This is a genomic window from Pseudomonas sp. GW822-FHT07A10, assembly GCF_058798795.1.
On the sequence record NZ_JBXAKV010000008.1, the window covers coordinates 226,956 to 250,670 of the forward strand.

Below are 23,715 nucleotides of genomic sequence, written 5' to 3' on the forward strand. Positions count from 1 at the left end.
AACACCATGACTACGAGCATTACGGCGGACGGCTTTGCCGACCGGCCCGCGTTCCTGTCCAAGGAACGCATCATCGCCAAGCCCGGTTTTAACCGTTGGCTTGTACCACCGGCCGCTCTGGCCATCCACCTCTGCATCGGCATGGCCTATGGCTTTTCGGTGTTCTGGCTGCCGCTGTCCAAAGCCCTGGGCGTCACCAAAGCCGTGGCTTGCGCGCCGGACATGAGCTTCATCGCTCAGGTCTTTTCGTCGCAATGCGACTGGCCGATCTCGATGCTCGGCTGGATCTACACCCTGTTCTTCATCTTCCTGGGTTGCTCGGCAGCGATCTGGGGCGGTTGGCTCGAACACGCAGGCCCACGCAAGGCAGGTGTTGTATCGGCACTGTGCTGGTGTGGCGGTCTGCTGATTTCGGCGCTGGGGGTCTATACCCACCAGATCTGGCTGATGTGGATCGGCTCCGGGGTCATTGGCGGTATCGGCCTGGGGCTGGGCTACATCTCGCCGGTCTCGACCCTGATCAAGTGGTTCCCGGACAAGCGCGGCATGGCGACCGGCATGGCGATCATGGGTTTCGGTGGTGGCGCGATGGTCGGTGCTCCACTGGCTGCGGCCCTGATGGGCCACTTTGCTTCGCCAACCAGTGTGGGCGTATGGCAGAGCTTCCTGGTGATGGCCGCTATCTACTTCGTGTTCATGATCGGTGGCGCACTGTCCTACCGCGTTCCGCCAACCGGCTGGAAGCCTGAGGGCTGGACGGCTCCGGCGAAAAAAGCTTCGAACGCGATGATCACTCACCGGCACGTCCACGTGAATGTGGCGTGGAAAACCCCGCAATTCCGTCTGGTATGGCTGGTGCTGTGCCTGAACGTTTCGGCGGGTATCGGCATCCTCGGCATGGCTTCGCCGCTGTTGCAGGAAGTGTTCGCCGGCAAATTGCTTGGCAACGACCTGACGTTCGGTCAACTGGACGCTTCGCAACTGGCCTCGATCGCCGCCATTGCTGCCGGTTTCACCGGTCTGCTGAGCCTGTTCAACATCGGTGGCCGGTTTTTCTGGGCTTCGTTCTCGGACTACCTGGGTCGCAAAAACACCTATTTTGTGTTCTTCGCCCTGGGTTTCGCCCTGTACGCGCTGATCCCGAACCTCGGTCACTTGGGCAGCGTTGCGCTGTTCGTGGCGGCGTTCTGCATCATCCTGTCGATGTACGGCGGTGGTTTTGCGACTGTTCCTGCCTATCTCGCGGACTTGTTCGGTACGCAAATGGTCGGCGCGATCCACGGTCGTCTGCTGACAGCCTGGGCGGCGGCGGGTGTGTTGGGGCCGGTGTTGGTGAACTACCTGCGTGAATATCAGCTGAGCATCGGTGTTGAACGTGCCGCAGCGTACGACATCACCTTGTACATCCTTGCGGGCCTGCTGGTGCTGGGTTTCATCTGCAACCTGCTGGTGCGCCCGGTGGCGGACAAGTACTTCATGACCGACGCCGAACTGGCCGCCGAACAGGCGCTGGGCCACGACAAGGGTGCTGACGCCAGCACCGTGCTGGAGTGGAAAGCGGATGCGGGCACCAAACCATTGGCGGTGGCTGCGTGGCTGGTGGTAGGGATTCCGTTGGCGTGGGGTGTTTGGGTGACCCTGCAGAAAACGGCTGTCCTCTTCCACTAAGTAAACACATCGCCCCTGTAACTGATCGCTCACACGCTCTGCGTGTGAGCGATCAGTGGTCCTGAGATGCTTGTACGGACATGTCTATCCCCGACAACACGGGGTTCACTCCGTCAGTGATATCACCTCCCGTGTTTCTGTTTAGCGCCCGCGACCCTATAATGGCTGCCTTTTTCGCCCCAATGATTTTTTGCGGAGCTGGTGATGGCCGAACGTATGGCGTCTGTCGAGCGCGACACTCTGGAAACCCAGATCAAAGCCTCGATCAACCTGGATGGCACCGGAAAGGCCCGATTTGATATCGGTGTGCCTTTTCTTGAGCACATGCTGGACCAGATCGCCCGTCACGGGCTGATCGACCTGGATATTGTCAGCAAGGGCGACCTGCATATCGACGACCACCATACGGTGGAAGACGTCGGTATCACCCTGGGTCAGGCCTTCACCAAAGCCATCGGCGACAAGAAAGGCATCCGTCGCTACGGCCACGCCTACGTGCCGCTCGATGAAGCGCTGTCGCGTGTGGTGATCGATTTCTCCGGCCGTCCTGGCCTGCAGATGCATGTTCCGTATACCCGCGCTACCGTCGGCGGCTTCGACGTTGACCTGTTCCAGGAGTTTTTCCAGGGCTTCGTCAACCACGCCAACGTCACCCTGCACATCGACAATCTGCGTGGGCACAACACCCACCACCAGATCGAGACCGTGTTCAAGGCTTTCGGCCGCGCGCTGCGCATGGCCGTGGAGCTGGATGACCGCATGGCCGGGCAAATGCCTTCGACCAAAGGCGTTCTGTAATGCAGACGGTCGCGGTTATCGATTACGGCATGGGCAACCTGCACTCGGTGGCCAAGGCCCTCGAGCACGTCGGTGCCGGCAAGGTCTTGATCACCAGCGATGCCGACGTGATTCGCGAAGCCGACCGGGTGGTATTCCCCGGCGTTGGTGCGATTCGTGATTGCATGGCGGAGATCCGTCGCCTGGGCTTCGATTCGCTGGTACGTGAAGTCAGCCAGGACCGTCCGTTCCTTGGCATTTGCGTGGGCATGCAAGCCTTGCTCGACAGCAGCGAAGAGAACGATGGCGTCGACTGCATCGGCCTGTTTCCAGGCCAGGTGAAGTTCTTCGGCAAGGATCTGCACGAAGACGGCGAACATTTGAAAGTGCCGCACATGGGCTGGAACGAAGTGAAGCAGACGGTGATTCACCCGCTGTGGCACAACATTCCGGACCTGGCGCGCTTCTACTTCGTGCACAGCTACTACATCGCTGCCGGCAATGCGCGGCAGGTGGTCGGTAGCGGTCATTACGGGGTCGATTTCGCCGCCGCGCTGGCCGATGGCTCGCGTTTCGCCGTGCAGTTCCACCCGGAGAAGAGCCACACCCATGGCCTGCAATTGCTGCAGAATTTCGCCGCGTGGGATGGCCGCTGGTAAATGGCTGCCAAGAAGAAGCCGCCGATCCTGACCCTCACTCCCGAGCAGGAGAGCGAGGCCAATCACAAGATCAAGCGCTTCATGGAGGACCGCTTCGAACTGGACCTGGGTTCGTTCGAAGCGGCTGAAATCCTTGAGCTGTTTACCCGCGAAATTGCTCCGCACTATTACAACAGGGCGATTTTCGATGTGCAGACGCACCTCAAAGAGAGGTTCGAAAGCATCGAAAGCGACCTGTGGGCGCTCGAGAAAAACTGATTTCCGAGCGAAGCTGAACACTCGAATTTGAAGGTTTGCCAGATGCTGATTATTCCCGCTATCGATCTCAAAGACGGTGCCTGTGTTCGTCTGCGCCAGGGCCGCATGGAAGATTCCACAGTGTTCTCCGATGACCCGGTGAGCATGGCTGCCAAGTGGGTGGAGGGCGGTTGCCGTCGTCTGCATCTGGTCGACCTGAACGGTGCCTTCGAAGGCCAGCCGGTCAACGGCGAAGTGGTCACCGCCATCGCCAAGCGCTACCCGAACCTGCCGATTCAGATCGGCGGCGGTATCCGTTCCCTGGAAACCATCGAACACTACGTGAAAGCGGGTGTGAGCTACGTGATCATCGGCACCAAGGCCGTGAAAGATCCGGCCTTCGTCGCCGAAGCGTGCCGCGCGTTCCCGGGCAAAGTGATTGTCGGCCTGGATGCCAAAGACGGTTTTGTCGCCACCGACGGCTGGGCTGAAATCAGCACCGTGCAGGTCATCGACCTGGCCAAGCAATTCGAGGCCGACGGCGTGTCCGCGATCGTTTATACCGACATCGCCAAAGACGGCATGATGCAGGGCTGCAACGTCTCTTACACCGCTGCTCTGGCTGCTGCGACGAAGATCCCGGTCATTGCATCCGGCGGTATCCACAATCTGGGTGACATCAAGTCGCTGCTCGACGCCAAGGCACCAGGCATCATCGGCGCCATCACCGGCCGGGCGATCTACGAAGGCACCCTCGATGTCGCTGAAGCGCAAGCTTTCTGCGATTCGTACAAAGGCTGAGGACTCACCATGGCGCTGGCCAAACGCATCATCCCTTGCCTGGACGTGGATAACGGCCGGGTGGTCAAGGGCGTCAAGTTCGAGAACATTCGCGATGCCGGCGACCCGGTGGAAATCGCCCGTCGCTACGACGAGCAGGGTGCCGACGAGATTACCTTTCTCGACATCACTGCCAGCGTCGACGGCCGCGACACCACGCTGCACACCGTCGAGCGCATGGCCAGCCAGGTGTTTATCCCGCTGACTGTGGGCGGTGGCGTGCGTACCGTGCAGGACATTCGCAATCTGCTGAACGCCGGTGCGGACAAGGTCTCGATCAACACCGCTGCAGTGTTCAACCCGGAATTCGTCGGCGAAGCGGCGCAGCATTTCGGTTCGCAGTGCATTGTCGTCGCGATCGACGCCAAGAAAGTTTCCGGTCCGGGTGAACCCCCGCGCTGGGAAATCTTCACCCACGGTGGTCGCAAGCCAACCGGCCTCGACGCCGTTGAGTGGGCGAAGAAAATGGAAGGTCTCGGTGCCGGCGAAATCCTGCTGACCAGCATGGACCAGGACGGCATGAAAAACGGCTTCGATCTGGGTGTCACCCGCGCTATCAGTGATGCGCTGGGGATTCCGGTGATCGCCTCCGGTGGTGTCGGCAACTTGCAGCATTTGGCCGACGGTATTCTTGAAGGCCACGCCAGTGCGGTATTGGCGGCGAGTATTTTCCACTTCGGCGAATACACCGTTCAGGAAGCCAAGGCCTATATGGCCCATCGCGGAATCGTGATGCGATGAAGGCCCGCGGCCCGGAGAAAACGCTCCGGGCCGATGTTATGGGGCAGCTTGAGCGTTGGATGACGCAGCCTTATGAGTTCCAGTCACCGGGCTCAGTAAGTCGATCCTCGGTTCGGACGCCTGTCCCGATTTGTCGTAGGCAATGACGCAAAGCTTTCCCGGAAGTTTCTCGCTCGGAATAAAGAAGTCCATTGTCATGTTTTCAATGTATTTTTCGGGTTGATGACAGTCCGTTGTTTCTACAGGACCAAACTTGATGGAGTAGGTCCGATACGGCTCTTCTGCTTTCGCCAGTGTTACAAACACGTCGCTTTCAATGGACAAGTTGGCCTGCGCGGTTGGTGTGTTATCCAATATCTCTACGGGTAAAGACAACGCGTTTTTCAAGAGGCCTCTTGAGGCGTGCTGTTCAGCTGATTCCAGACCTAAAATGCATAGAAAATAGAATCCAGGTTTCGTACCTATCTCAGAATTGATTTGTGCATCTGTTGAACTTGTTGGATCGCTGTAATTTTCGGCTTCCTCGCATTTCATTGCGGAGGAAACGGTTTTATGACGGTAGAAGGGAGTGCTGATCGAAAATCGATAGTTCCAGGTCGGGATGACTATGGAACCATTATTGAGCTGTTTAACTCTCTTGTATCTGTCCAGCTCGGCTGCGCCACCGTCAACGGTAAAAGCCGGGTAGAGTTGGCAGGACGATGGCGGATTTGGAGCGATACGGCCTTGTGAGAAACACCCGTTGAGAAGCGCCGTGGGGTTGCCATACACATTTTCGTGTACCGCCACATAGTCATTTCCAACGCGCGTGCAGGGCGCATGATCGCGGCATGGGACAATATCCGCCTCGAAATTTCCTGTTCCCACTACCCCTACGATCTCGTTTGAATAGCGATCCAGCACGGGGCTTCCGGAGCTGCCGCCTCGAATGTCCTTGCAGCGAGTCATAAAGGTGTTCCGCCACACCCATGGTCCTTCAACAAGGTCCAGGGTGGGCTGCAAAGTACAAGCCGCCATGCGCAATGTGATTTGGTCGAAACCTGTTGGTGCCCCCACGATCAAGACATCGCTGCCATTCGTTGGTGTCTCACTCGCCAGTTTTAACGGTTGTATGCCATCCGCAATGAGCTTTTGAAGGCTGACATCCAATTCAACTATAGCCATATCAATGCCTTGCATGCTCCGCCATATCGTCGTCTTCAGCGGATAGGCCTTGAGCTTGGAGGTGTCGGTGAAATAATTGAATGTGATGGTGCCGCTGACCGGGCTGTCGGTCACGATGTTGCCATTGGTCAATTCAATGCAGTGTCCCGCAGTAAGTACGTAAGCGGGGGTTTCCGGCAACTCGATTTCATCGCGTGTATCGAGAAGGGCCGCGGTACAGCTACCGCGATTGATCGCCAGACGCCCGATACCTTGCCAGTGGTCGCGGGAACCGTCGGTATTTTCAAGGATTTTGGAAGGGGTCAGGTTCTGCAGGCCTTCGCCATAATCGCTGTTGTTCGCAAAACTGGGTGTGCACAGTGAGCACAATGCACTGGCAAGAAGTATGGGGATCGAATTCATTGAAGGGTGCCTCTGATTAATTGAAGAAACGGCCTGTGGCCGGGTATTTGCAATTAATCAGGTGAGGCTGGGTGGAGGGTGGTAACTATCTACCACAGTGACTGAGATACCCATTATTTTAATGTTGCATATAAGGCCGTTATCAAAAGGCCAGTAGACAGCGTGGCGGGCTCAAGGCACTCTTGGGCACGCCATGGATTCCGGTAGCCCGACATGCTTAAACGTCTTCTTCTTGTCCTCGCCAGCGCTTCTCTGTTGCTCATCAACGGGGCTCGCGCCGAAGAAGGTCCCGGCACCGGCCTGGTATTGCTGACGGAAAACTTTCCCCCGTACAACATGGCGAAGAACGGCAAGAACTTCGCCCAGGACGAGAATATCAATGGCATCGCCGTGGACATCGTCCGCGAGATGTTCAAGCGTGCCGACATCCCCTACAGCCTGACGCTGCGTTTCCCTTGGGAGCGAATCTACAAGCTCGCCCTGGAAAAGCCCGGTTATGGCGTGTTCGTAATGGCGCGGCTGCCGGACCGCGAGAAACTCTTCAAGTGGGTCGGCCCTATCGGCCCGGACGACTGGATCATGCTGGCCAAGGCTGATAGCAAGATCACCCTGGAATCGCTGGATCAGGCGCGTAAATACAAGATTGGTGCCTACAAGGGCGATGCGATTGCCGAGACATTGGCCAAGCAAGGTCTGAAGCCGATTGTGGTGCTGCGCGACCAGGACAATGCGAAGAAGCTGGCTAACGGTCAGATCGATCTGTGGGCTACGGGTGATCCGGCGGGACGTTACCTGGCGCGGCTGGACGGGGTAACCGGGCTCAAGACCGTACTGCGCTTCAACAGCGCCGAGCTGTACCTGGCGCTGAACAAGGACGTACCGGATGAGACCGTGGCCAAGCTGCAGGCTGCGCTGGATCAGTTGCGCAAGGAAGGCGTGGTGGACGACATCATGGCGCGGTATCTCTAAATCCCAACACCGAACCTTGTACCTTACGCAAATCACTGTGGGAGGTGCGGCAAGTTAGCGGTAGACGCCATCCTTGCCATGAGCAGCCGTCGCACGATTGCCGCGCACGCTGATCATCAATTTGATGTCGATCCACTCAATTCCCAGTGCCTTGAGCTTGGGCAACTCACGCTCCAGCACCGCCAGAGTCTGCGGATACGGATGCCCGATCATCACCGCCGAACCCTGCTTGCGCGCCAGGCTGATCGCTGTCTGTAGCTGCGTGAAGATCGCCGCTTCGGTGGGCTCGTCATCCAGAAACACATCCCGCGAAACACTTGCCAAGCCAATCTTCTGCGCCTCGGCGGCGGCCACTGTTTGCGCACTGGTGCGGCTGTCGACGAAGAATTTGTGCCGACGCTGCAAGTCCGCCATCAGCCAGGCCATGGCCGGTTGCTGAGCGGTCATGCGGCTACCCATGTGGTTATTGATGCCGGCGGTATAGGGCACCATGTTGAACGCGGCGTTCAGGCGCTTTTCAAGTTCTTCGATGGGCAACTCGGGATGCCAGGCGAATGGTCCGGTGGCCGGGTCCATGGGCATGTGCAGAATGACGGTCTTGCCGGCGCGATGGGCTTCGCGGGCGAACTCGGTGGCGTGGGGTGTATCGGGCATGATCGCCGTGGTGACCGGGCCGGGCAGGGCCAGCACGCGACGATCCCGGGGCAGGTTCTGCCCCAGGTCATCGATGATCAGGCTCAGATAAGCCTTGTGAGGTGTGGTCGCTGTCGTGGCAGGTGCTGCGTGAGCAACTCCCGCCAGACTGCACAGCAGACCGAGTAGTAACCGCAGGCGCATCTCAGTGGCCGCGGGTGATGCTCAGTCCTTTGAGCAGGCTCAGGGCCTGGGCCAGCTGGTAATCGTCATCCTGCGGCATGGCCTTGGCTTTGCCGCCGGAACCTGTCGGTTTGTCGGCGCCGCCGTTGCCATTGCCCAAGTGACCTTGCAGATCGGCTTCCTTGAAGTAATCGCCGTCCTGCTCGTTGGTGATCTTGGCCTTGCGCACTTCGATGTCCGGGACGATGCCCTGAGCCTGAATCGAGCGGCCGTTCGGCGTGTAGTACAGCGCCGTGGTGATTTTCAGTGCGCGGTCGTTGTTCAGCGGCAACACGGTTTGTACCGAGCCTTTGCCGAAACTGGTGGTGCCCATGACCACCGCACGTTTCTGATCCTGCAGGGCGCCGGCGACAATTTCCGAGGCCGAGGCGCTGCCGCCGTTGATCAGCACGACCATTGGCACAGCTTCGCTTTCGTCCTTGCCGGTAGCGGAGAAGCGCAGTTCAGAGTTGGCGATGCGGCCCTTGGTGTAGACGATCAGGCCCTTGGTGATGAAGTGGTCGACCACTTCCACCGCCGATTGCAGCACGCCGCCCGGGTTGTTACGCAGGTCGAGGACGATGCCGCTGAGCTTCTTGCCGTTGTCCTTGCGCAGCTTGGCCAAGGCCTTGGAGACCTCTTCGCCGGTCTTGACCTGGAACTGGGTGATGCGGATGTAGCCGTAGCCGGATTCCAGCAGCTGGCTCTTGACGCTTTTCACCTGGATGGTGGCGCGGACCAGGGTCACGTCGAACGGAGTGCCGCCGTCGCGGACCAGGGTCAGGGTGATCTTCTGGCCGATCTTGCCGCGCATCTTGTCCACGGCTTCGGTCATGCTCTGGCCGCGAGTCGGCTGGCCGTTGATCTTGACGATGAAGTCGCCGGCCTGGATGCCAGCCTTGGAGGCCGGGGTGTCATCGATAGGCGAAACCACTTTGATGAAACCGTCTTCCGCGCCGACTTCGATGCCCAGGCCGCCAAATTCGCCGCTGGTGCTTTCCTGCAATTCAGTGAAGTCTTCCGGGCCCAGGTAGGCGGAGTGCGGGTCGAGGTTGCTGAGCATGCCTTTGATGGCGTTTTCCAGCAGGGTCTTGTCGTCAACCGGTTCTACATAGGCTGCCTTGATCCGGTCCATGACTTCGGCAAAGGTGCGCAACTCGTCCAGCGGCAATGGCGCCTTGGTGGTCGCAGCAGTGCCGGCAGGCGCGACCGCCGGGGCCGGTTGAGCGGCAAACGCCAGAGGCGCGCCGATCACCAGGGCGATCGTCAGAGCCAGCGAGGTAAGGCGGGACAAATGCAGCATGTCGAACGAACTCCTAATGTAGGTGACTCAACGCCTATCCTTGCGCGCGGCACCATTGCGCCGGGTCACTCGGGTGACCCTGCTGACGAATAGCGAAATACAGCGCTGGTGTGTCCTGCCCGCCACTGTTACCGACAGTGGAGATGGACTCACCGGCTTTTACCACGTCACCCGCAGACTTGAGCAGCGTCTGGTTGTGACCGTAAAGACTCAAAAAGCCGTTGCCGTGGTCGAGAATCACCAGCAGCCCGGCCCCACGCAGCCAGTCGGCAAACACCACGCGACCGCCGTGCACGGCATGCACCTGGCTGCCGGCGGAGGCGCTGATCATCACACCGTCCCACTTGGTGCGGGCGTCGTCGCCACGGGTTTCACCGAAGCGTGCCAGCAGTCGACCATCAACCGGCCATGGAAGTTTGCCGCGAGTCGAAGCAAAAGGACCGCCGAAGGTCTCGCCTGAACTTGAAACCAGGGCACCGGGCGTCGATTTGGCGGGTTTGCGTGGGGCGTCGCTGGCGTCTGCTTCAGCCTGAGCCTCACGTAACCGCTTTTTTTCGGCTTCCTGCTGGGCGATCAGCGCTTTTTGCCGCGCTTCTTCTGCCTCTCGGGCCTGACGAGCCAGGGTTTCTTCAATGGTTTTAAGGACTTTAGACAGGTCTGCCTGATCCTGCTCGCGGGCGGCCAGTTTCTGGTCTCGAGCCTTCACGTCGTCATTGAGCTTGGCCAGAACTTGCTGGCGCTCTTTGCGGACTTTGTCGAGTTCGTCGCGCTGGCTGTCGAGGCTGCTTTTCTGCACCAGCAATTGCGCTTGCTGCATGGAGATGTCTTTTTCGACATTGGCCAGTTGGCGCAGGGTTTCGTTGAAATTCTTCAGCTGCTCCAGGCGGGCCTGGCTCAGGTAGTCGTAATAGGTGAGGGTGCGGGCGAATTTTTCCGGGTTCTGCTGGTTGAGCAGCAGTTTCAGGTACTCCTGGCGGCCATTCTGATAGGCCGCCCGGGCCTGGATGGCGATCAGTCGTTGCTGTTCAACGCGCGCGCTCTGGAGTTTTTTTTTCTCGGCATCGAGTCGCTGCAGCTCGGATTCGCTTTTCTTCAGCTCTTTTTGCAGCGCCTCGACCTGCTTCTCGAGCTTGCCCATCTCGGTTTCGGTGCCTTTGAGGTCTTTCTGCACCCCGGACTTTTCTTCCTGGAGCTTGCCCAGCAGTTTTTTCAGCTCGGCAATGTCCTGACGCGTGGCGTCCAACTGTTGTTGGGTTTGCGTGCGCTCGTCGGCAAAGGCCGGTTGGAGCAGGCATGTCAGAGCGAGGGCTATCAGGACGCGAAGCATAGAGGCGGGCGACACCAGGGAAAGGGACGGGCCTAGTATGCCCGCCAAGCGCAGCAAAAAAAATGCCCAATTGGGGCTGTGTGATAACTGGACAGAAAAACACCGCAAAACCAATGTGGGAGCGAGTAAGCCTGCTCCCACAGGGTTTGGCGGCGTTTGAGCGGCGCGATTACACCAGAATCGAAGTCCCGGTCATTTCCACAGGCTTTTCAAGCCCCAGCAACTTCAGCATGGTCGGTGCCACGTCGGCCAGCACGCCACCTTCGCGAACCTTCAAGTCACGCTTGCCGACATAGATGAACGGCACCGGCTCGGTGGTGTGGGCGGTGTGGGCCTGGCCGGTGGAGGCGTCGGACATTTGCTCGACATTGCCATGGTCGGCGGTAATCAGGGCTTCGCCGCCGACTTTTTCCAGCGCCGTGACGATACGGCCGACGCAGGTGTCCAGGCATTCCACAGCTTTCACCGCCGCCTCGAATACACCACTGTGACCGACCATGTCGCCGTTGGCGTAGTTGACCACGATCACGTCGTAACGCTGGTTTTCAATGGCATCGACGATGCGGTCGGTGACTTCCGGGGCACTCATCTCGGGCTGCAAGTCATAGGTGGCGACTTTCGGCGACGGGATCAGGATGCGTTCTTCGCCCGGGAACGGTTCTTCGCGACCGCCGGAGAAGAAGAAGGTCACGTGGGCATACTTCTCGGTTTCGGCAATGCGCAGCTGTGTCTTGCCGTTTTTCGCCAGGTAATCGCCCAGTACGTTTTCCAGGCTGCCCGCAGCGAAAGCCGACGGCGCGGGGATGCTGGCGGCGTATTGGGTCAGCATGACGAAACCGGCCAGTTTTGGCTGGCGAGCACGTTCGAATTCCTTGAAATCGTCTTCGACGAACACGCGGGTCAGTTCGCGGGCACGGTCGGCACGGAAGTTCATGAAGACCACGGCGTCGCCGTCTTCGACCTTCACCGGCTCACCGATGCTGGTGGCTTTGACGAATTCGTCGCTCTCGCCACGTTCGTACGCAGCTTGCAGGCCTTCCTGAGCGGTGGCGGCGTTGAATTCGCTCGCGCCATCGACAATCAGGTTGTAGGCCTGGGACACGCGATCCCAACGGTTGTCGCGGTCCATGGCGTAATAACGGCCAATGATGCTGGCGATCCGGCCTTTGCCGAGGGCCTGGAAGGTTGCGTCCAGCAACTCGATCGACGACTGGGCGCTTTTCGGCGGCGTGTCGCGGCCGTCGAGGAAGGCGTGCAGGTAGATTTTTTCGGCGCCGCGCTTGAAGGCCAGCTCAGCCATGGCGACCAGGTGGTCCTGGTGGCTGTGAACGCCGCCATCGGACAGCAGCCCCATGAAGTGCACGGCTTTGCCGGCAGCGACGGCTTTATCCACCGCGGCGCAGATGGTCGGGTTCTCGAAGAACTCGCCATCGCGGATCGCTTTGGTCACGCGAGTGAAGTCCTGATACACCACCCGGCCGGCGCCGAGGTTCATGTGGCCAACTTCAGAGTTGCCCATCTGGCCGTCCGGCAAGCCGACGTCCATGCCGCTGCCCGAGATCAGGCCATTCGGCACGGTGGCCCACAGACGGTCCAGTACGGGCTTCTTCGCCGCATAGATGGCGTTGGATTCAGGGCTCTCACTGTGACCGAAGCCGTCGAGAATAATCAGGACCAAAGGTTTAGGCGTGGTAGTCATGGATTCCACTCGTGGCTGAATTAAAAGAGGGCGATGGAAAAGGGAGTAGGAGTTTAAAGCTAAGTTCCGGCGCCGTCACCGCCGGACGGGGTTTGGCCCACCATAGTGGCTGTGTATACTGGCCGACATTTTAACGCCCTGGAACCTCCTTCGATGGTTGATCACCTGATTCAATTCGCCACCAACCACTACATTCTCGTGGGTATCTTCGTTGTACTGGCGGCCCTGCTATTGGCCTATCAGATGCAAGGCGGCGGCCGCAGCCTGAGCACCGGTGAACTGACCGGGCTGGTCAACAAGGACGCAGGCGTAGTGGTCGACATTCGTCCGACCAAGGATTTCGCCGCCGGTCACATCGTTGGCGCGTTGAACATTCCTCAGGACAAACTGACCGCTCGCGTCGGCGAACTGGAAAAGCACAAGGCCAAGACCATTATCCTGGTCGACGCCATGGGCCAGACCGCCGGTACTCATGCCCGTGAACTGGTGAAAGCCGGTTTCACCGCTGCCAAGCTGTCTGGCGGTATTTCCAGCTGGAAAGCCGACAATCTGCCACTGGTGAAGTGATATGAACAACGTCGTCGTCTATTCCAGCGATTACTGCCCTTATTGCTCGCGAGCCAAGTACCTGCTCGAGAACAAAGGCGTGGCCTTCGAAGAGATCAAGGTCGATGGCAAGCCGCAGGTGCGTGCCGCGATGGCTCAGAAGGCCGGGCGTACGTCCGTGCCGCAGATCTGGATCGGCAACACCCACGTTGGCGGCTGTGATGATTTGTTTGCCCTGGAGCGCGCCGGCAAGCTCGACGCCATGCTCAAGGCCTGACTGCGTTACTTAGAAATAGCTAACCCTATAAGACCCGAGATCAGAAAGGATCTGAGATGACTGACCAACAGAACACTGCAGCTAGCGAAGAAGAAAACGCACCGCAATTCTCCTTGCAGCGCATCTACGTACGTGACTTGTCCTTCGAAGCCCCGAAAAGCCCGGCAATCTTCCGCCAGCAGTGGGAACCGAGCGTCGGTCTGGATCTGAACACCCGTCAGAAGGCGCTGGAAGGCGACTTCCACGAAGTCGTACTGACCCTGTCGGTCACCGTGAAAAACGGTGAAGAAGTGGCGTTCATCGCTGAAGTGCAACAGGCCGGGATCTTCCTGATCAAGAACCTGGACGCGGCTTCGATGAGCCACACCCTGGGCGCGTTCTGCCCGAACATCCTGTTCCCGTACGCTCGCGAAACCCTGGATAGCCTGGTGACCCGCGGTTCGTTCCCGGCCCTGATGCTGGCCCCGGTGAACTTCGATGCGCTGTACGCACAAGAGCTGCAACGCATGCAGGCGGCTGGCGAAACTCCGACCGTCCAGTAAAAGAAGCTTCGTTTGCTCCATGAAAAAAGCGCCTTCAAAGGCGCTTTTTTCATGGAGCAAACGAAACCTGTCGTCGGATCGTGCGGTTACTTGAACCCGAGCTGACGCCAGGCTTCGTACACCGCGATGGCCACGGTGTTGGACAGGTTCAGGCTGCGACAGCCTTCGCGCATGGGCAGGCGCAGGCGTTGTTCGCCGGGCAGGGCGTCGAGCACTTCGGCTGGCAAGCCACGGCTTTCCGGACCGAACAGGAAGGCATCGCCCTCGGCGAAGCTGGCATCATGGAACGGTCGCGAACCTTTGGTGGTAAAGGCGAACAGCCGAGGGTGGCCGAGGCTTTCCAGACAGCTGGCGAGGTCTGCGTGGCGTTGCAGGGTGGCATACTCATGGTAATCGAGGCCCGCCCGGCGCAGGCGCTTGTCGTCCATCTCGAAGCCCAGCGGTTCGATCAAATGCAGGTGGCAGCCACTGTTGGCGCACAGCCTGATAACGTTGCCGGTATTCGGCGGAATTTCTGGTTGGAAAAGGATGACGTGAAACATGCACGGCTCCGAAGGTAAAGATGAGCAGCATTCTACGCCGCAAGCCGATCCCCGTTCGAAACTATTCCTGCGGGTGATGGGTTCACTGGCGATTGTCGGAGTGATGGTGGGCCTGATGATCGGTCGTCTGACTGCGCCTGACCCCAGCGTTTTGCAGCAGGTCGAGGTGACCAATGATGGGCTGGTGGTGTGGTTCAACAACGAACCCAAAACCCACGGCGAATTGGTCGACGGCAGTGTCGCGCTATTGTTCGAGGCTGAAGGCCGTGCACAGAAAGGTCAGCTCAAGCTCAACGGTAAAGACGTGAACTGGCGAACGCGATTGAGTGATGGGGGATTGTTGCTGACGGTGGTGGCGGCCCGGCCCCTGCAAGGCGACTGGGCCGGTAGCAAGGTCGATGACCGCTGGCGGCTGGAGATCCATCTCCGAGAGCAATAAAAGAGGGAATCCCCGGCCTGCCTGTACCAAGGTTCCCAAAACGGGAGGGCTCGCGCATGCGTCGTGAGCCCGGTGTAAAGAGGGAATCCCCGGCCTGCCTGTACCAAGGACCCCAAAACGGGTGGGCTCGTCGCTGTTGCGGTATGAGCCCGGTATAAAGAGGGGAATCCCCGGCCTGCCTGTACCAAGGTCCCCGAAACTGGGTAGTGAATCGAATCACTGATTGGACTATTGCAGGGGGCGTGCCAGTTTTTAATATGTTGAAACGAAAAGTCGCTGAGTAGTGCTGAAAGCCCCGTATTCCGGGGCTTTTGTGTTTTTTCGGTATGGTTTTTTCTGCAGGTGAGCACGGGATTTGGGACGGGTTGTTGTGCGCGATTGCGGTTCACGGTGCATTGCTGCGGTGCACGGTGGCCCCAAAAGCATCGCGGGCAAGCCCGCTCCCACAAGGTTCAATGGTGTTCACGCGCCGGTGAAACCATCGAAATTCCTGTGGGAGCGGACTTGCCCGCGATTGGATCCGGTACTCAGTGAGGAGCTGGCGGCTAGTTAACCCTCATCCCCTTCATCATCATCCCCACCATCTACCTTCATCCCCAATTCCTTGATCTTGCGCGTCAAGGTATTACGTCCCCAGCCCAGCAGCACGGCGGCGTCGCGGCGGCGGCCGGCGGTGTGTTTGAGGGCGGTTTCGATCATGATCCGCTCGAAGGCCGGTACGGCGCTGTCGAGCAGGCTCGATTGGCCGCGTGCCAAAGCCTGGTCGGCCCACTGGCGCAGCGCCTGCTCCCAATTGGTCACCGGTGCTGAATCCTGCGGCAGGCTCAGCAGCTCCGGCGGCAGGTCGCTGATGTGCACTTCGCGACCTGAAGCCATCACGGTGATCCAGCGGCAGGTGTTCTCCAGCTGACGCACGTTGCCTGGCCATGGCAGGTTTTTCAGGTATTCCTCGGTTTCGCTTTTCAGCAGTTTCGGTTCCACCGCCAGTTCTTGCGCGGCGCGGCTGAGGAAGTGCTTGGCCAGGGTCGGGATGTCTTCGCGACGGTCCGACAGCCGTGGAATGTGGATGCGGATCACGTTGAGGCGGTGGAACAAGTCCTCACGGAATTTTCCGGCGTGCACCAGGGTTTCCAGATTCTGGTGAGTCGCGGCGATGATGCGTACATCGACCTTCACCGGCACATGACCGCCGACGCGGTAAAACTCGCCGTCCGCCAGTACCCGCAGCAAACGAGTCTGGGTGTCCGCCGGCATGTCGCCGATTTCATCGAGGAACAGCGTGCCGCCGTCGGCCTGTTCAAAACGTCCGCGACGCAGGTTGGCCGCGCCGGTGAACGCGCCTTTTTCGTGGCCGAACAGCTCGGACTCCATCAGGTCTTTGGGGATCGCCGCCATGTTCAGCGCAATGAACGGCGAGGCTGCCCGTGGGCTGTGACGGTGCAGGGCGTGGGCCACCAGCTCTTTACCGGTGCCGGATTCGCCGTTGATCAGCACGGTGATGTTGGAGTGGCTCAAGCGCCCGATGGCGCGAAACACTTCTTGCATCGCCGGCGCTTCGCCGATGATTTCCGGGGTGCGGGTCAGCGTCGGGACGACTTCCAGCCCTTGTTGTTCCTGAGCGTGTTGATTGGCGCGCTTGACCAGGGAAACGGCTTCGTCGACGTCGAACGGCTTGGGCAGGTATTCGAACGCGCCACCCTGATAGGACGCGACAGCGCTGTCCAGGTCGGAGTGGGCAGTCATGATGATGACTGGCAGCCGTGGGTGTTGTTCGCGAATCCGCGCCAGAAGGTCCAGGCCGCTGGCACCCGGCATGCGAATGTCGGAGATGATCACGTCCGGCTGCTGGCGCGCCAGGCGGCTCATCACGCCATCGGCGCTGTCGAAGCTTTGGGTGGTCATGCCTTCCTGTTGCAAGGCTTTTTCCAGGACCCAACGGATAGAACGGTCGTCATCGACGATCCACACGGTTTCACTACGGCTCATGTCGATGTGGCTCCTTGTTCCAGTGGCAGAAAGATCGAGAACGTGGTGTGGCCTGGATGGCTGTCACATTCGATCAAGCCCTGGTGCTGGCTGATAATGTTCTGGGTAATGGCCAGGCCCAGCCCGGTACCGTCCGGGCGGCCGCTGACCATGGGGAAGAAGATGGTTTCCTGCAACTCGGCGGGGATCCCCGGGCCGTTGTCGATGATTTCGATCTTGGTCACCAGGCGATGGCGCACGTGGCCGATGGTGAACTGGCGCATGGCGCGGGTACGCAAGCTGATGCGGCCAAGGCGTAGCTCGTTCTGGCTGCTGATGGCCTGCATCGCGTTGCGCACGATGTTCAGCACGGCTTGAATCATCTGTTCGCGATCAATCAAGACATCCGGAATGCTTGGGTCGTAGTCGCGCACCAAAGTGATGCAGCCCTGACTTTCGGCTTCCACCAACTGACACACACGCTCCAGCACTTCGTGGACGTTGCACATGGCCAGCGACGGCAGCTTGTTAGAGCCGAGCATGCGATCCACCAGATTGCGCAGGCGATCGGCCTCTTCAATGATGACGTTGGTGTAATCGCGCAGGCTTTCTTCCGGCAACTCACGGGCGAGTAACTGAGCCGCGCCACGAATGCCACCGAGAGGGTTCTTGATCTCGTGGGCGAGGCCACGCACCAGCATTTTGCTGGTTTCCTGCTTCGACAGTTGTGCCTCTTCCTTGGTGATCCGCAGGAGGCGGTCGCGAGGATGAACCTCCAGCAGCAGCATCGTGTCGCCATTGCTCAAGATTGGCGTCACGGCGTAGTCGACGGTCAAGGTCTGGCCGGTGAGGGCGGTGAGCATCGCTTCGCGCTTGGTGAACGGGTGTGCCTGCTCGACTGCCTGGCGCAGGGAGTTCAGCGCTTCGGTGGATTCGGTGAACAACTCACTGATGAACTGCCCATGGCTACGCTGGCCGCTGATGGCCAGGAGCATTTCCGCCGCCGGGTTCATGTACTCGAGGCGCAGTTCGGCGTCGAGCAGGATGGTGGCGGTGGTGAGGTTGTCGAGTAGCAAGCGGTGTAGTGCGTCGCTAATGGTCATAGTAGGGCGTGCTCACCGTAAATGGCGAATCGCGTTGGCGCTGTGATCGCGCCAGGCAAGGCGTAGGACGCAGAGAATGGCGTTCCCTTTTCAAGTCCTACAACGCAGCATGGCGCGATCACAGCGCCAACCCGAAGGGCAAAGCCCCACGAGACGCAATCCGTCGTTATTCGTCGTTCATTTGGAGCAACCAAACTTCTCTCCTCATGCCTAGTCTTGCGTCTCGTGGGGCTTTGCGCGATCGCCATTTACGGTGAGCACGCCCTACTCCCTCTTTTGGAGCAGGGCATGCGCATGAATAACGCGCCGGTATAAGGAAAATGCAAAAACCAAACCAAGGCTCCGAAAAGAAGCGTTTAGAGCCTGAAACGGGCGTTTTACGCTCGTTTGCATGGCGTTCTGCCAGTTTTTTCGGGTACTTTCGAACCAAAATGGGTTGAGATGTGGGTATGGTGCAGATGTTTGCACCAATATAGTGCGCAAACCTGAACGAGGTTAGAAGAAGGGCAAGAAGGCGCTTTTTTCTTCTTCAGGCTTGTCTTTAAGGGGGCATTCCGGCCGTTGGCCGTAGTCGGTGAGGGTGCAGGGTTTGACCTGGCGTTTCTGCGCCAGGGAAATGCGCAGCATATGGAACGGTTGATTGGCGGTGCGTTCGACGGTGTGGCCCTGTTCGTCGAGGATTTCCACCGACAGGTTGTGACTGCCGCGGTCGATATTGCTCAGGGCGAACACCGGGCTGGGGCCGGGCTCGGCAGTGGGCTGGCCGTCCAGCAGCAAACGGTAACGATGGCCCCGTTGCAGGCCGGGTTCGCTGGTAATGCTGACGATCAATTCACCGGCACTGCTACGGATCGTGGCATCCGGTTCCGGCACCAGCACCCGAAGCATGTCGTAATGAAACAGTGGCTTGGTCGGGTTTGTTTTCGCAGCGGTCATGGGCGCTGCGCCACTCGGGTTGGCTGACATTCGATTGCTTGTCGCCAACGGCACACGTTTGGCGTTGCGGGCGCCCGGCTGATCGGTGAAGACCCGATTACCCTGAGCGTCGATATAGGTGAAGACCTCGGCCATCGCCGGCAGGCTGACCAGGCACGCGATCAACAGCCAGGCCCTCAAGGTTTATGCACCCGTTGCACGGTGAGCGTCACGGTGGGGCTCTGTTGCACGACGTTTTGCCCGTCGATCACCTGAACCGCAAGGTTATGTTCGCCACGGTCGATGTTCACCAGTTGCAGGGTCGGCACGTTGCTCGGCTGGCCGTAGGGTTGACCGTCCAGTAACAGCCTCAATCGATGAGTGCCTTGCAGGCGTGGATTGATCAATACGCTGACGGTGAACGTGCCGTTGTTGGCGCGCAAGGCTTCTTCGGTGGGCAGGCCGCTCAGCTCCAGCACCTGATAGGCGCTGTGCGCTTGGTCACGGCTACTGGCTTGCGCAGGTGCTACGGGTTCGCTGGGCGACTGACGCTCGACGCTGTTGAGCGGTGGCAATTCGACCGGCCGGGCTTTGACGCCGTCGGGCGGCTGATTGCTGTAGGCGGTGTTGCCATTGGCGTCGGTGTACTTATAGATCTGCGCGGCGACGGGCAGGGCGATCAGTACGAGCAGGCATAACAACAATGAGCGCATTGCAGGCTTCCATTGGCCGTTGGGCAAGTGTCCGGCCCTGTTCCGTTCGTGGCGACTAAGCGCTGAGCATAGAGCACATCAGCGCATGTCGGCAGGCCGGCTCAGCGGCTGGTGCTGCACAACTCAGCGCTGGCGCGTACCTTGGCGAGCTCGCGCAGAGACACTTGGGTGCCGGTTTTATTGGCTTTGGCCAGCCAGGATGGGCACTGCGGGTCGTTGCGATAAGGGCTGAAATCGGCCAGTTGTTGCAGCAGGCGTTTTTGTAACTGATCAAGTTGCGGGCGGATCTGCCCGACGAGGTCGGGGCGAGGATCGTCGGGTGCCTTGCCTTGCGCATGCCAGTCAGACAAATGCGCGTATTGCACCAGTTTGTTGGCCTCGATCTGCGCCGAGAAGAACTGTTCGACGGCTTCGTTACTCAATTTATAAGCAGGTGCCAGGGCCACGGCACCAGCAATTACCTCACGCTCGCGCTGACGGTCCTCGACGGGTTTACCGCTGTCCCATTTGCTCAACGCGACTTGATCGGCAATCGCCAGGCGCTCCTCGATGGTGCCTAGTAGCGGGGCGAGGGCGGCAGGTGCCGGGCTGGCAAAAGCGCTGTTGGCCAGCAGGGCAGTGAGCAAGGCAAGGGATGAGCGTAGGCGCATGGAGGATCTCGACTTTATCGGGTGAAGGCCATGATGCACGCAACCGGGCATCCGATGACAGACGTTCGCCCACAAAAAAGGCCTCCCGAAGGAGGCCTCTCTTTTGTCACGCTGCGTAGTGCAGCGCTACCGGATCAGCAGCTGTAGTACAGCTCATATTCCAGTGGGTGTACGAAGGTACGAACCTTGATTTCTTCTTCGCTTTTCAGAGCGATGTAAGCGTCGATGAAGTCGTCGCTGAAAACGCCGCCTTTGGTCAGGAACGCACGACCTTTGTCCAGCTCTTCCAGGGCTTCTTTCAGGCTGCCGCAAACTTGTGGGATCTCTTTCGCCTCTTCAGGCGGCAGGTCGTACAGGTTTTTGTCAGCTGCATCGCCAGGGTGGATCTTGTTCTGGATGCCGTCCAGGCCAGCCATCAACAGTGCAGCGAAGCCCAGGTATGGGTTGGCTGCTGGATCCGGGAAGCGGGCTTCGATACGGCGAGCGCGAGGGCTGGACACGTAAGGAATACGGATCGAAGCGGAACGGTTGCGAGCCGAGTAGGCCAGCATCACTGGAGCTTCGAAACCTGGGACCAGACGCTTGTAGGAGTTGGTCGACGGGTTGGTGAAGCCGTTCAGAGCCTTACCGTGCTTGATGATGCCGCCGATGAAGTACAGAGCGGTGTCGGACAGGCCGGCATAGCCTTCGCCAGCGAAGGTGTTCTTGCCATCTTTGGCGATGGACAGGTGAACGTGCATACCCGAACCGTTGTCGCCGTACAGCGGCTTAGGCATGAAGGTCGCGGTGCGGCCGTATGCGTCAGCTACGTTGTGTACGCAGTATTTCAGGGTCTGAACTTCGTCAGCCTTGGCAACCAGGGTGTTGAACTTCACGCCGATTTCGTTCTGACCGGCAGTCGCCACTTCGTGGTGGTGAACTTCGATGACCAGGCCCATTTCTTCCATGGCGTTGCACATGGAGGTACGGATTTCGTGGTCGTGGTCGAACGGCGGAACCGGGAAGTAGCCGCCTTTGACGCCTGGACGGTGGCCTTTGTTGCCGCCTTCCACGTCCTGGTCGGACATCCACGAACCTTGTTCGGAGAAGATTTTGAACATCGAGCCGGAGATGTCGGACTTGAACTTCACTTCGTCGAAGATGAAGAACTCAGGCTCTGGACCCACAAATACGGTGTCGCCGATACCGGTCGACTTCAGGTATTCCTCGGCACGCTTGGCGATCGCCCGTGGGTCACGGTCGTAGCCTTGCATGGTCGAAGGCTCGATCACGTCGCAAACCAGGATCAGGGTCGGCTCTTCGGTGAACGGGTCGAGAACGGCAGTGGTGTCGTCCGGCATCAGGATCATGTCGGAAGCTTCGATGCCTTTCCAGCCAGCGATGGAGGAACCGTCGAACATTTTGCCTTCTTCGAAGAAAGCTTCATCCAGCGCATCGCGAGCCGGCATGGTCACGTGGTGCTGAGTGCCTTTGGTGTCCGTGAAGCGCAGATCAATCCACTTGACGTCATGATCTTTGATGAGTTGAACCGACTTCGACATAGTGTCCTCCGGGTGGCTTAGGGCTTGTAATGGATGCCCTTAAATGTGGGTGATGCCGGCGCGAATACTCTGCCATGGCAACCTGCCTCACAAGGGAGCAAATTGCATGCCAGTGCCTCATCATGGGTTTTTTGCCCCAATATCACGCTTGCAAGGGGGCGGCGCACCATAAAGCGCAAAATATCGCCCTGTAATGTAGCGTCGAATTCCATAAATGACCCGTTTTGGTGCATGCAAAACCTTCTGCACATTAACTGGTTAAACCTTGAGCAATTTCCGCTATAATCCGCGCCCCCCTTTTTCGGCTGGCCCTGCGCGCGCTGTTTTCATGAAACTAATCGTAAAAGTCTTCCCCGAGATCACCATCAAGAGCCGCCCGGTACGGATGCGTTTCATCCGCCAGTTGGCCAAAAACATCCGTACCGTGCTCCGCGATCTGGACCCGGCCGTGGTGGTGAACGGTGTGTGGGACAATCTCGAGCTGGAAACCCGCGTCAGCGACCCCAAGGTCCTGAAAGAGATGGGCGAGCGCCTGACTTGCACGCCGGGCATCGCGCACTTTCTGCAGATCGACGAGTACCCGCTGGGCGATTTCGACGACATCGTCGAGAAGTGCAAGCAGCACTACGGCGATGCGCTGGCCGGAAAGATTTTCTCGGTGCGCTGCAAGCGAGCCGGCAAGCACCCATTCAGTTCGATAGACATCGAGAAATATGTCGGCAGCCAGTTGCGCCGTCAGTGTGGTGCCGCCGGGATCGACCTGAAAAAGCCCGAAATCGAAGTCCGTATCGAAGTTCGCGACCAACGGTTGTTCGTGATCCATAGCCAGCACAACGGCATCGGCGGTTATCCGCTCGGGGCCCTGGAACAGACGCTTGTACTGATGTCCGGCGGCTTCGATTCCACCGTTGCGGCCTACCAGATCATGCGCCGCGGGCTGATGAGCCATTTCTGCTTCTTCAATCTGGGCGGACGAGCCCATGAGCTGGGCGTGATGGAAGTCGCGCACTTCATCTGGAAGAAGTACGGCAGCTCCCAACGCGTGTTATTTGTCAGTGTGCCGTTCGAGGAAGTTCTGGGAGAAATTCTCGGGAAAGTCGATAACAGTCATATGGGTGTAGTTTTGAAGCGTATGATGTTGCGCGCTGCTTCCCGAATTGCTGATCGACTGCACATCGAAGCGCTGGTCACTGGCGAGGCGATCTCCCAGGTGTCGAGCCAGACGTTGCCGAACCTGTCCGTGATCGACTGCGTGACCGACAAGCTGGTCTTGCGTCCACTGATCGCCAGTCACAAGCAGGACATCATCGACACGGCCAACGAGATCGGCACCGCCGATTTCGCCCGGCACATGCCGGAGTACTGCGGGGTCATCTCGGTCAATCCGAAGACGGCGGCCAAGCGCTACCGCGTGGAGCACGAAGAGAAAGAATTCGACATGGCAGTCCTTGAGCGCGCGCTCGAGAATGCCAAACTGGTGCCGATCGATCGCGTGATCGACGAATTGGGCCAGGATTTGCAGATTGAAGAAGTCAGCGAAGCGCTGGCGGGCCAGATCATCATCGATATCCGTCACCCGGATGCCGCCGAAGACGACCCGCTGGAGCTTCCTGGTATCGAGGTACAGACGATGCCGTTTTATGCACTGAACGCTCGTTTCAAGGAACTGGACCCTACTCGCCAGTACCTGCTGTATTGCGACAAAGGCGTGATGAGTCGCCTGCATGCCCACCATTTGCTCAGTGAGGGGCATGCCAATGTGCGCGTTTATCGACCGAGCTAAGTGCCCGGGGCTGTTTGCCTGTGGCCTGCGTCACCGGCCCCCCGATGCCACCGTCAAG

24 protein-coding genes are annotated in these 23,715 nt (G+C 59.0%); 12 read left to right on the plus strand and 12 right to left on the minus strand.

Annotated elements, in window-relative coordinates; translation table 11 throughout:
- Positions 1–6: 6 nt before the first annotated feature.
- From AC1RL4_RS15850 to hisF, 6 genes are all read left to right on the plus strand, one after another.
- Positions 7–1,668, plus strand: coding sequence for an OFA family MFS transporter (locus AC1RL4_RS15850; protein WP_018929215.1), 1,662 nt, complete (start codon positions 7–9; stop codon positions 1,666–1,668).
- Between the two features lie 204 nt (positions 1,669–1,872).
- Entirely contained in the window at positions 1,873–2,466 is a 594-nt protein-coding gene (gene hisB, locus AC1RL4_RS15855) for an imidazoleglycerol-phosphate dehydratase HisB (protein ID WP_007939452.1), read from the plus strand.
- Positions 2,466–3,104, plus strand: a complete 639-nt coding sequence (gene hisH, locus AC1RL4_RS15860; protein WP_018929214.1) for an imidazole glycerol phosphate synthase subunit HisH — start codon at positions 2,466–2,468, stop codon at positions 3,102–3,104. Before hisB ends, hisH begins: the two co-directional genes overlap by 1 nt.
- Positions 3,105–3,362: a DUF2164 domain-containing protein gene (locus AC1RL4_RS15865; RefSeq protein ID WP_018929213.1), complete on the plus strand. Its 258-nt coding sequence runs from the start codon at positions 3,105–3,107 to the stop codon at positions 3,360–3,362. It begins immediately after the preceding gene.
- 42 nt (positions 3,363–3,404) lie between these two features.
- Entirely contained in the window at positions 3,405–4,142 is a 738-nt protein-coding gene (gene hisA, locus AC1RL4_RS15870) for a 1-(5-phosphoribosyl)-5-[(5-phosphoribosylamino)methylideneamino]imidazole-4-carboxamide isomerase (RefSeq protein ID WP_019581800.1), read from the plus strand.
- Positions 4,143–4,151: 9 nt separating this feature from the next.
- The gene (gene hisF / locus AC1RL4_RS15875; RefSeq protein ID WP_018929212.1) at positions 4,152–4,922 is read left to right on the plus strand and encodes an imidazole glycerol phosphate synthase subunit HisF; all 771 of its coding nucleotides are present in this window, start codon (positions 4,152–4,154) and stop codon (positions 4,920–4,922) included.
- Positions 4,923–4,958: 36 nt separating this feature from the next.
- Here hisF and AC1RL4_RS15880 read toward each other — a convergent pair whose 3' ends face one another.
- Positions 4,959–6,488 carry a trypsin-like serine peptidase gene (locus AC1RL4_RS15880; protein WP_230173978.1) on the minus strand — a complete coding sequence of 510 codons (1,530 nt, stop codon included), beginning with the start codon at positions 6,486–6,488 and terminating at the stop codon, positions 4,959–4,961.
- A gap of 213 nt (positions 6,489–6,701) precedes the next feature.
- On the opposite strand from AC1RL4_RS15880, the gene AC1RL4_RS15885 reads away from it, so the two are divergent.
- Positions 6,702–7,457 carry a substrate-binding periplasmic protein gene (locus AC1RL4_RS15885; protein WP_019581802.1) on the plus strand — a complete coding sequence of 252 codons (756 nt, stop codon included), beginning with the start codon at positions 6,702–6,704 and terminating at the stop codon, positions 7,455–7,457.
- A gap of 54 nt (positions 7,458–7,511) precedes the next feature.
- Here the strand turns inward: AC1RL4_RS15885 and AC1RL4_RS15890 are convergent, their stop codons facing one another.
- From AC1RL4_RS15890 to gpmI, 4 genes are all read right to left on the minus strand, one after another.
- Entirely contained in the window at positions 7,512–8,294 is a 783-nt protein-coding gene (locus tag AC1RL4_RS15890; RefSeq protein WP_019581803.1) for a divergent polysaccharide deacetylase family protein, read from the minus strand.
- 1 nt (position 8,295) lies between these two features.
- The gene (locus AC1RL4_RS15895) at positions 8,296–9,615 is read right to left on the minus strand and encodes a S41 family peptidase (RefSeq protein ID WP_028939599.1); all 1,320 of its coding nucleotides are present in this window, start codon (positions 9,613–9,615) and stop codon (positions 8,296–8,298) included.
- 34 nt (positions 9,616–9,649) lie between these two features.
- Positions 9,650–10,942 (minus strand): murein hydrolase activator EnvC family protein, encoded by a 1,293-nt coding sequence (locus AC1RL4_RS15900; protein WP_019581805.1) that lies wholly within the window; start codon positions 10,940–10,942, stop codon positions 9,650–9,652.
- A 169-nt stretch (positions 10,943–11,111) separates the two neighbouring features.
- Entirely contained in the window at positions 11,112–12,641 is a 1,530-nt protein-coding gene (gpmI, locus tag AC1RL4_RS15905; protein ID WP_019581806.1) for a 2,3-bisphosphoglycerate-independent phosphoglycerate mutase, read from the minus strand.
- A gap of 153 nt (positions 12,642–12,794) precedes the next feature.
- Between gpmI and AC1RL4_RS15910 the strand changes: the two genes are divergently transcribed.
- From AC1RL4_RS15910 to secB, 3 genes are read left to right on the plus strand one after another with little or no spacing between them, the layout of a single operon-like run.
- Entirely contained in the window at positions 12,795–13,208 is a 414-nt protein-coding gene (locus AC1RL4_RS15910) for a rhodanese-like domain-containing protein (protein WP_018929205.1), read from the plus strand.
- Between the two features lies 1 nt (position 13,209).
- Complete coding sequence (gene grxC, locus AC1RL4_RS15915) at positions 13,210–13,464, plus strand: glutaredoxin 3 (RefSeq protein WP_018929204.1); 255 nt, start codon at positions 13,210–13,212, stop codon at positions 13,462–13,464.
- Positions 13,465–13,520: 56 nt separating this feature from the next.
- Complete coding sequence (secB, locus tag AC1RL4_RS15920) at positions 13,521–14,006, plus strand: protein-export chaperone SecB (RefSeq protein WP_007939439.1); 486 nt, start codon at positions 13,521–13,523, stop codon at positions 14,004–14,006.
- Positions 14,007–14,092: 86 nt separating this feature from the next.
- On the opposite strand, the gene trmL is transcribed toward secB, so the two are convergent.
- On the minus strand, positions 14,093–14,548 hold the full coding sequence (gene trmL / locus AC1RL4_RS15925; protein WP_007939438.1) for a tRNA (uridine(34)/cytosine(34)/5-carboxymethylaminomethyluridine(34)-2'-O)-methyltransferase TrmL: 456 nt from the start codon (positions 14,546–14,548) through the stop codon (positions 14,093–14,095).
- Between trmL and AC1RL4_RS15930 the strand changes: the two genes are divergently transcribed.
- Positions 14,547–14,987, plus strand: coding sequence for a hypothetical protein (locus tag AC1RL4_RS15930; RefSeq protein ID WP_018929203.1), 441 nt, complete (start codon positions 14,547–14,549; stop codon positions 14,985–14,987). The two genes, trmL and AC1RL4_RS15930, sit on opposite strands and share 2 nt — an antisense overlap.
- A 549-nt stretch (positions 14,988–15,536) precedes the next feature.
- On the opposite strand, the gene ntrC is transcribed toward AC1RL4_RS15930, so the two are convergent.
- The 6 genes from ntrC to glnA all read right to left on the minus strand — a co-directional run bounded on the left by ntrC (position 15,537) and on the right by glnA (position 21,874).
- The gene (ntrC, locus tag AC1RL4_RS15935; protein ID WP_018929202.1) at positions 15,537–16,973 is read right to left on the minus strand and encodes a nitrogen regulation protein NR(I); all 1,437 of its coding nucleotides are present in this window, start codon (positions 16,971–16,973) and stop codon (positions 15,537–15,539) included.
- Positions 16,970–18,055 carry a nitrogen regulation protein NR(II) gene (gene glnL / locus AC1RL4_RS15940; RefSeq protein ID WP_018929201.1) on the minus strand — a complete coding sequence of 362 codons (1,086 nt, stop codon included), beginning with the start codon at positions 18,053–18,055 and terminating at the stop codon, positions 16,970–16,972. Before glnL ends, ntrC begins: the two co-directional genes overlap by 4 nt.
- Before the next feature lie 495 nt (positions 18,056–18,550).
- Complete coding sequence (locus AC1RL4_RS15945) at positions 18,551–19,171, minus strand: DUF4124 domain-containing protein (protein ID WP_032830985.1); 621 nt, start codon at positions 19,169–19,171, stop codon at positions 18,551–18,553.
- Positions 19,168–19,683 carry a DUF4124 domain-containing protein gene (locus AC1RL4_RS15950; RefSeq protein WP_096481390.1) on the minus strand — a complete coding sequence of 172 codons (516 nt, stop codon included), beginning with the start codon at positions 19,681–19,683 and terminating at the stop codon, positions 19,168–19,170. The genes AC1RL4_RS15945 and AC1RL4_RS15950 overlap by 4 nt, the downstream gene beginning before the upstream one ends.
- Positions 19,684–19,784: 101 nt before the next feature.
- Positions 19,785–20,333, minus strand: coding sequence for a chorismate mutase (locus AC1RL4_RS15955; protein WP_230173976.1), 549 nt, complete (start codon positions 20,331–20,333; stop codon positions 19,785–19,787).
- A gap of 134 nt (positions 20,334–20,467) precedes the next feature.
- Positions 20,468–21,874 (minus strand): glutamate--ammonia ligase, encoded by a 1,407-nt coding sequence (gene glnA, locus AC1RL4_RS15960; protein ID WP_019581810.1) that lies wholly within the window; start codon positions 21,872–21,874, stop codon positions 20,468–20,470.
- Between the two features lie 328 nt (positions 21,875–22,202).
- Between glnA and thiI the strand changes: the two genes are divergently transcribed.
- Entirely contained in the window at positions 22,203–23,657 is a 1,455-nt protein-coding gene (gene thiI / locus AC1RL4_RS15965) for a tRNA uracil 4-sulfurtransferase ThiI (RefSeq protein WP_026286654.1), read from the plus strand.
- The last annotated feature ends 58 nt before the right edge of the window (positions 23,658–23,715 follow it).

Excerpts from the sequence above, each read along its gene's own strand:
- thiI (WP_026286654.1), top strand. The coding sequence starts at position 22,203 with ATGAAACTAATCGTAAAAGTCTTCCCCGAGATCACCATCAAGAGCCGC.
- glnL (WP_018929201.1), bottom strand. The coding sequence starts at position 18,055 with ATGACCATTAGCGACGCACTACACCGCTTGCTACTCGACAACCTCACC.
- AC1RL4_RS15880 (WP_230173978.1), bottom strand. The coding sequence starts at position 6,488 with ATGAATTCGATCCCCATACTTCTTGCCAGTGCATTGTGCTCACTGTGC.
- AC1RL4_RS15900 (WP_019581805.1), bottom strand. The coding sequence starts at position 10,942 with ATGCTTCGCGTCCTGATAGCCCTCGCTCTGACATGCCTGCTCCAACCG.
- AC1RL4_RS15865 (WP_018929213.1), top strand. The coding sequence starts at position 3,105 with ATGGCTGCCAAGAAGAAGCCGCCGATCCTGACCCTCACTCCCGAGCAG.
- AC1RL4_RS15950 (WP_096481390.1), bottom strand. The coding sequence starts at position 19,683 with ATGCGCTCATTGTTGTTATGCCTGCTCGTACTGATCGCCCTGCCCGTC.
- hisA (WP_019581800.1), top strand. The coding sequence starts at position 3,405 with ATGCTGATTATTCCCGCTATCGATCTCAAAGACGGTGCCTGTGTTCGT.
- AC1RL4_RS15910 (WP_018929205.1), top strand. The coding sequence starts at position 12,795 with ATGGTTGATCACCTGATTCAATTCGCCACCAACCACTACATTCTCGTG.
- hisF (WP_018929212.1), top strand. The coding sequence starts at position 4,152 with ATGGCGCTGGCCAAACGCATCATCCCTTGCCTGGACGTGGATAACGGC.
- trmL (WP_007939438.1), bottom strand. The coding sequence starts at position 14,548 with ATGTTTCACGTCATCCTTTTCCAACCAGAAATTCCGCCGAATACCGGC.
- AC1RL4_RS15930 (WP_018929203.1), top strand. The coding sequence starts at position 14,547 with ATGCACGGCTCCGAAGGTAAAGATGAGCAGCATTCTACGCCGCAAGCC.
- AC1RL4_RS15850 (WP_018929215.1), top strand. The coding sequence starts at position 7 with ATGACTACGAGCATTACGGCGGACGGCTTTGCCGACCGGCCCGCGTTC.
- grxC (WP_018929204.1), top strand. The coding sequence starts at position 13,210 with ATGAACAACGTCGTCGTCTATTCCAGCGATTACTGCCCTTATTGCTCG.
- gpmI (WP_019581806.1), bottom strand. The coding sequence starts at position 12,641 with ATGACTACCACGCCTAAACCTTTGGTCCTGATTATTCTCGACGGCTTC.
- hisH (WP_018929214.1), top strand. The coding sequence starts at position 2,466 with ATGCAGACGGTCGCGGTTATCGATTACGGCATGGGCAACCTGCACTCG.
- secB (WP_007939439.1), top strand. The coding sequence starts at position 13,521 with ATGACTGACCAACAGAACACTGCAGCTAGCGAAGAAGAAAACGCACCG.
- hisB (WP_007939452.1), top strand. The coding sequence starts at position 1,873 with ATGGCCGAACGTATGGCGTCTGTCGAGCGCGACACTCTGGAAACCCAG.
- AC1RL4_RS15885 (WP_019581802.1), top strand. The coding sequence starts at position 6,702 with ATGCTTAAACGTCTTCTTCTTGTCCTCGCCAGCGCTTCTCTGTTGCTC.
- AC1RL4_RS15955 (WP_230173976.1), bottom strand. The coding sequence starts at position 20,333 with ATGCGCCTACGCTCATCCCTTGCCTTGCTCACTGCCCTGCTGGCCAAC.
- ntrC (WP_018929202.1), bottom strand. The coding sequence starts at position 16,973 with ATGAGCCGTAGTGAAACCGTGTGGATCGTCGATGACGACCGTTCTATC.
- glnA (WP_019581810.1), bottom strand. The coding sequence starts at position 21,874 with ATGTCGAAGTCGGTTCAACTCATCAAAGATCATGACGTCAAGTGGATT.
- AC1RL4_RS15890 (WP_019581803.1), bottom strand. The coding sequence starts at position 8,294 with ATGCGCCTGCGGTTACTACTCGGTCTGCTGTGCAGTCTGGCGGGAGTT.
- AC1RL4_RS15895 (WP_028939599.1), bottom strand. The coding sequence starts at position 9,615 with ATGCTGCATTTGTCCCGCCTTACCTCGCTGGCTCTGACGATCGCCCTG.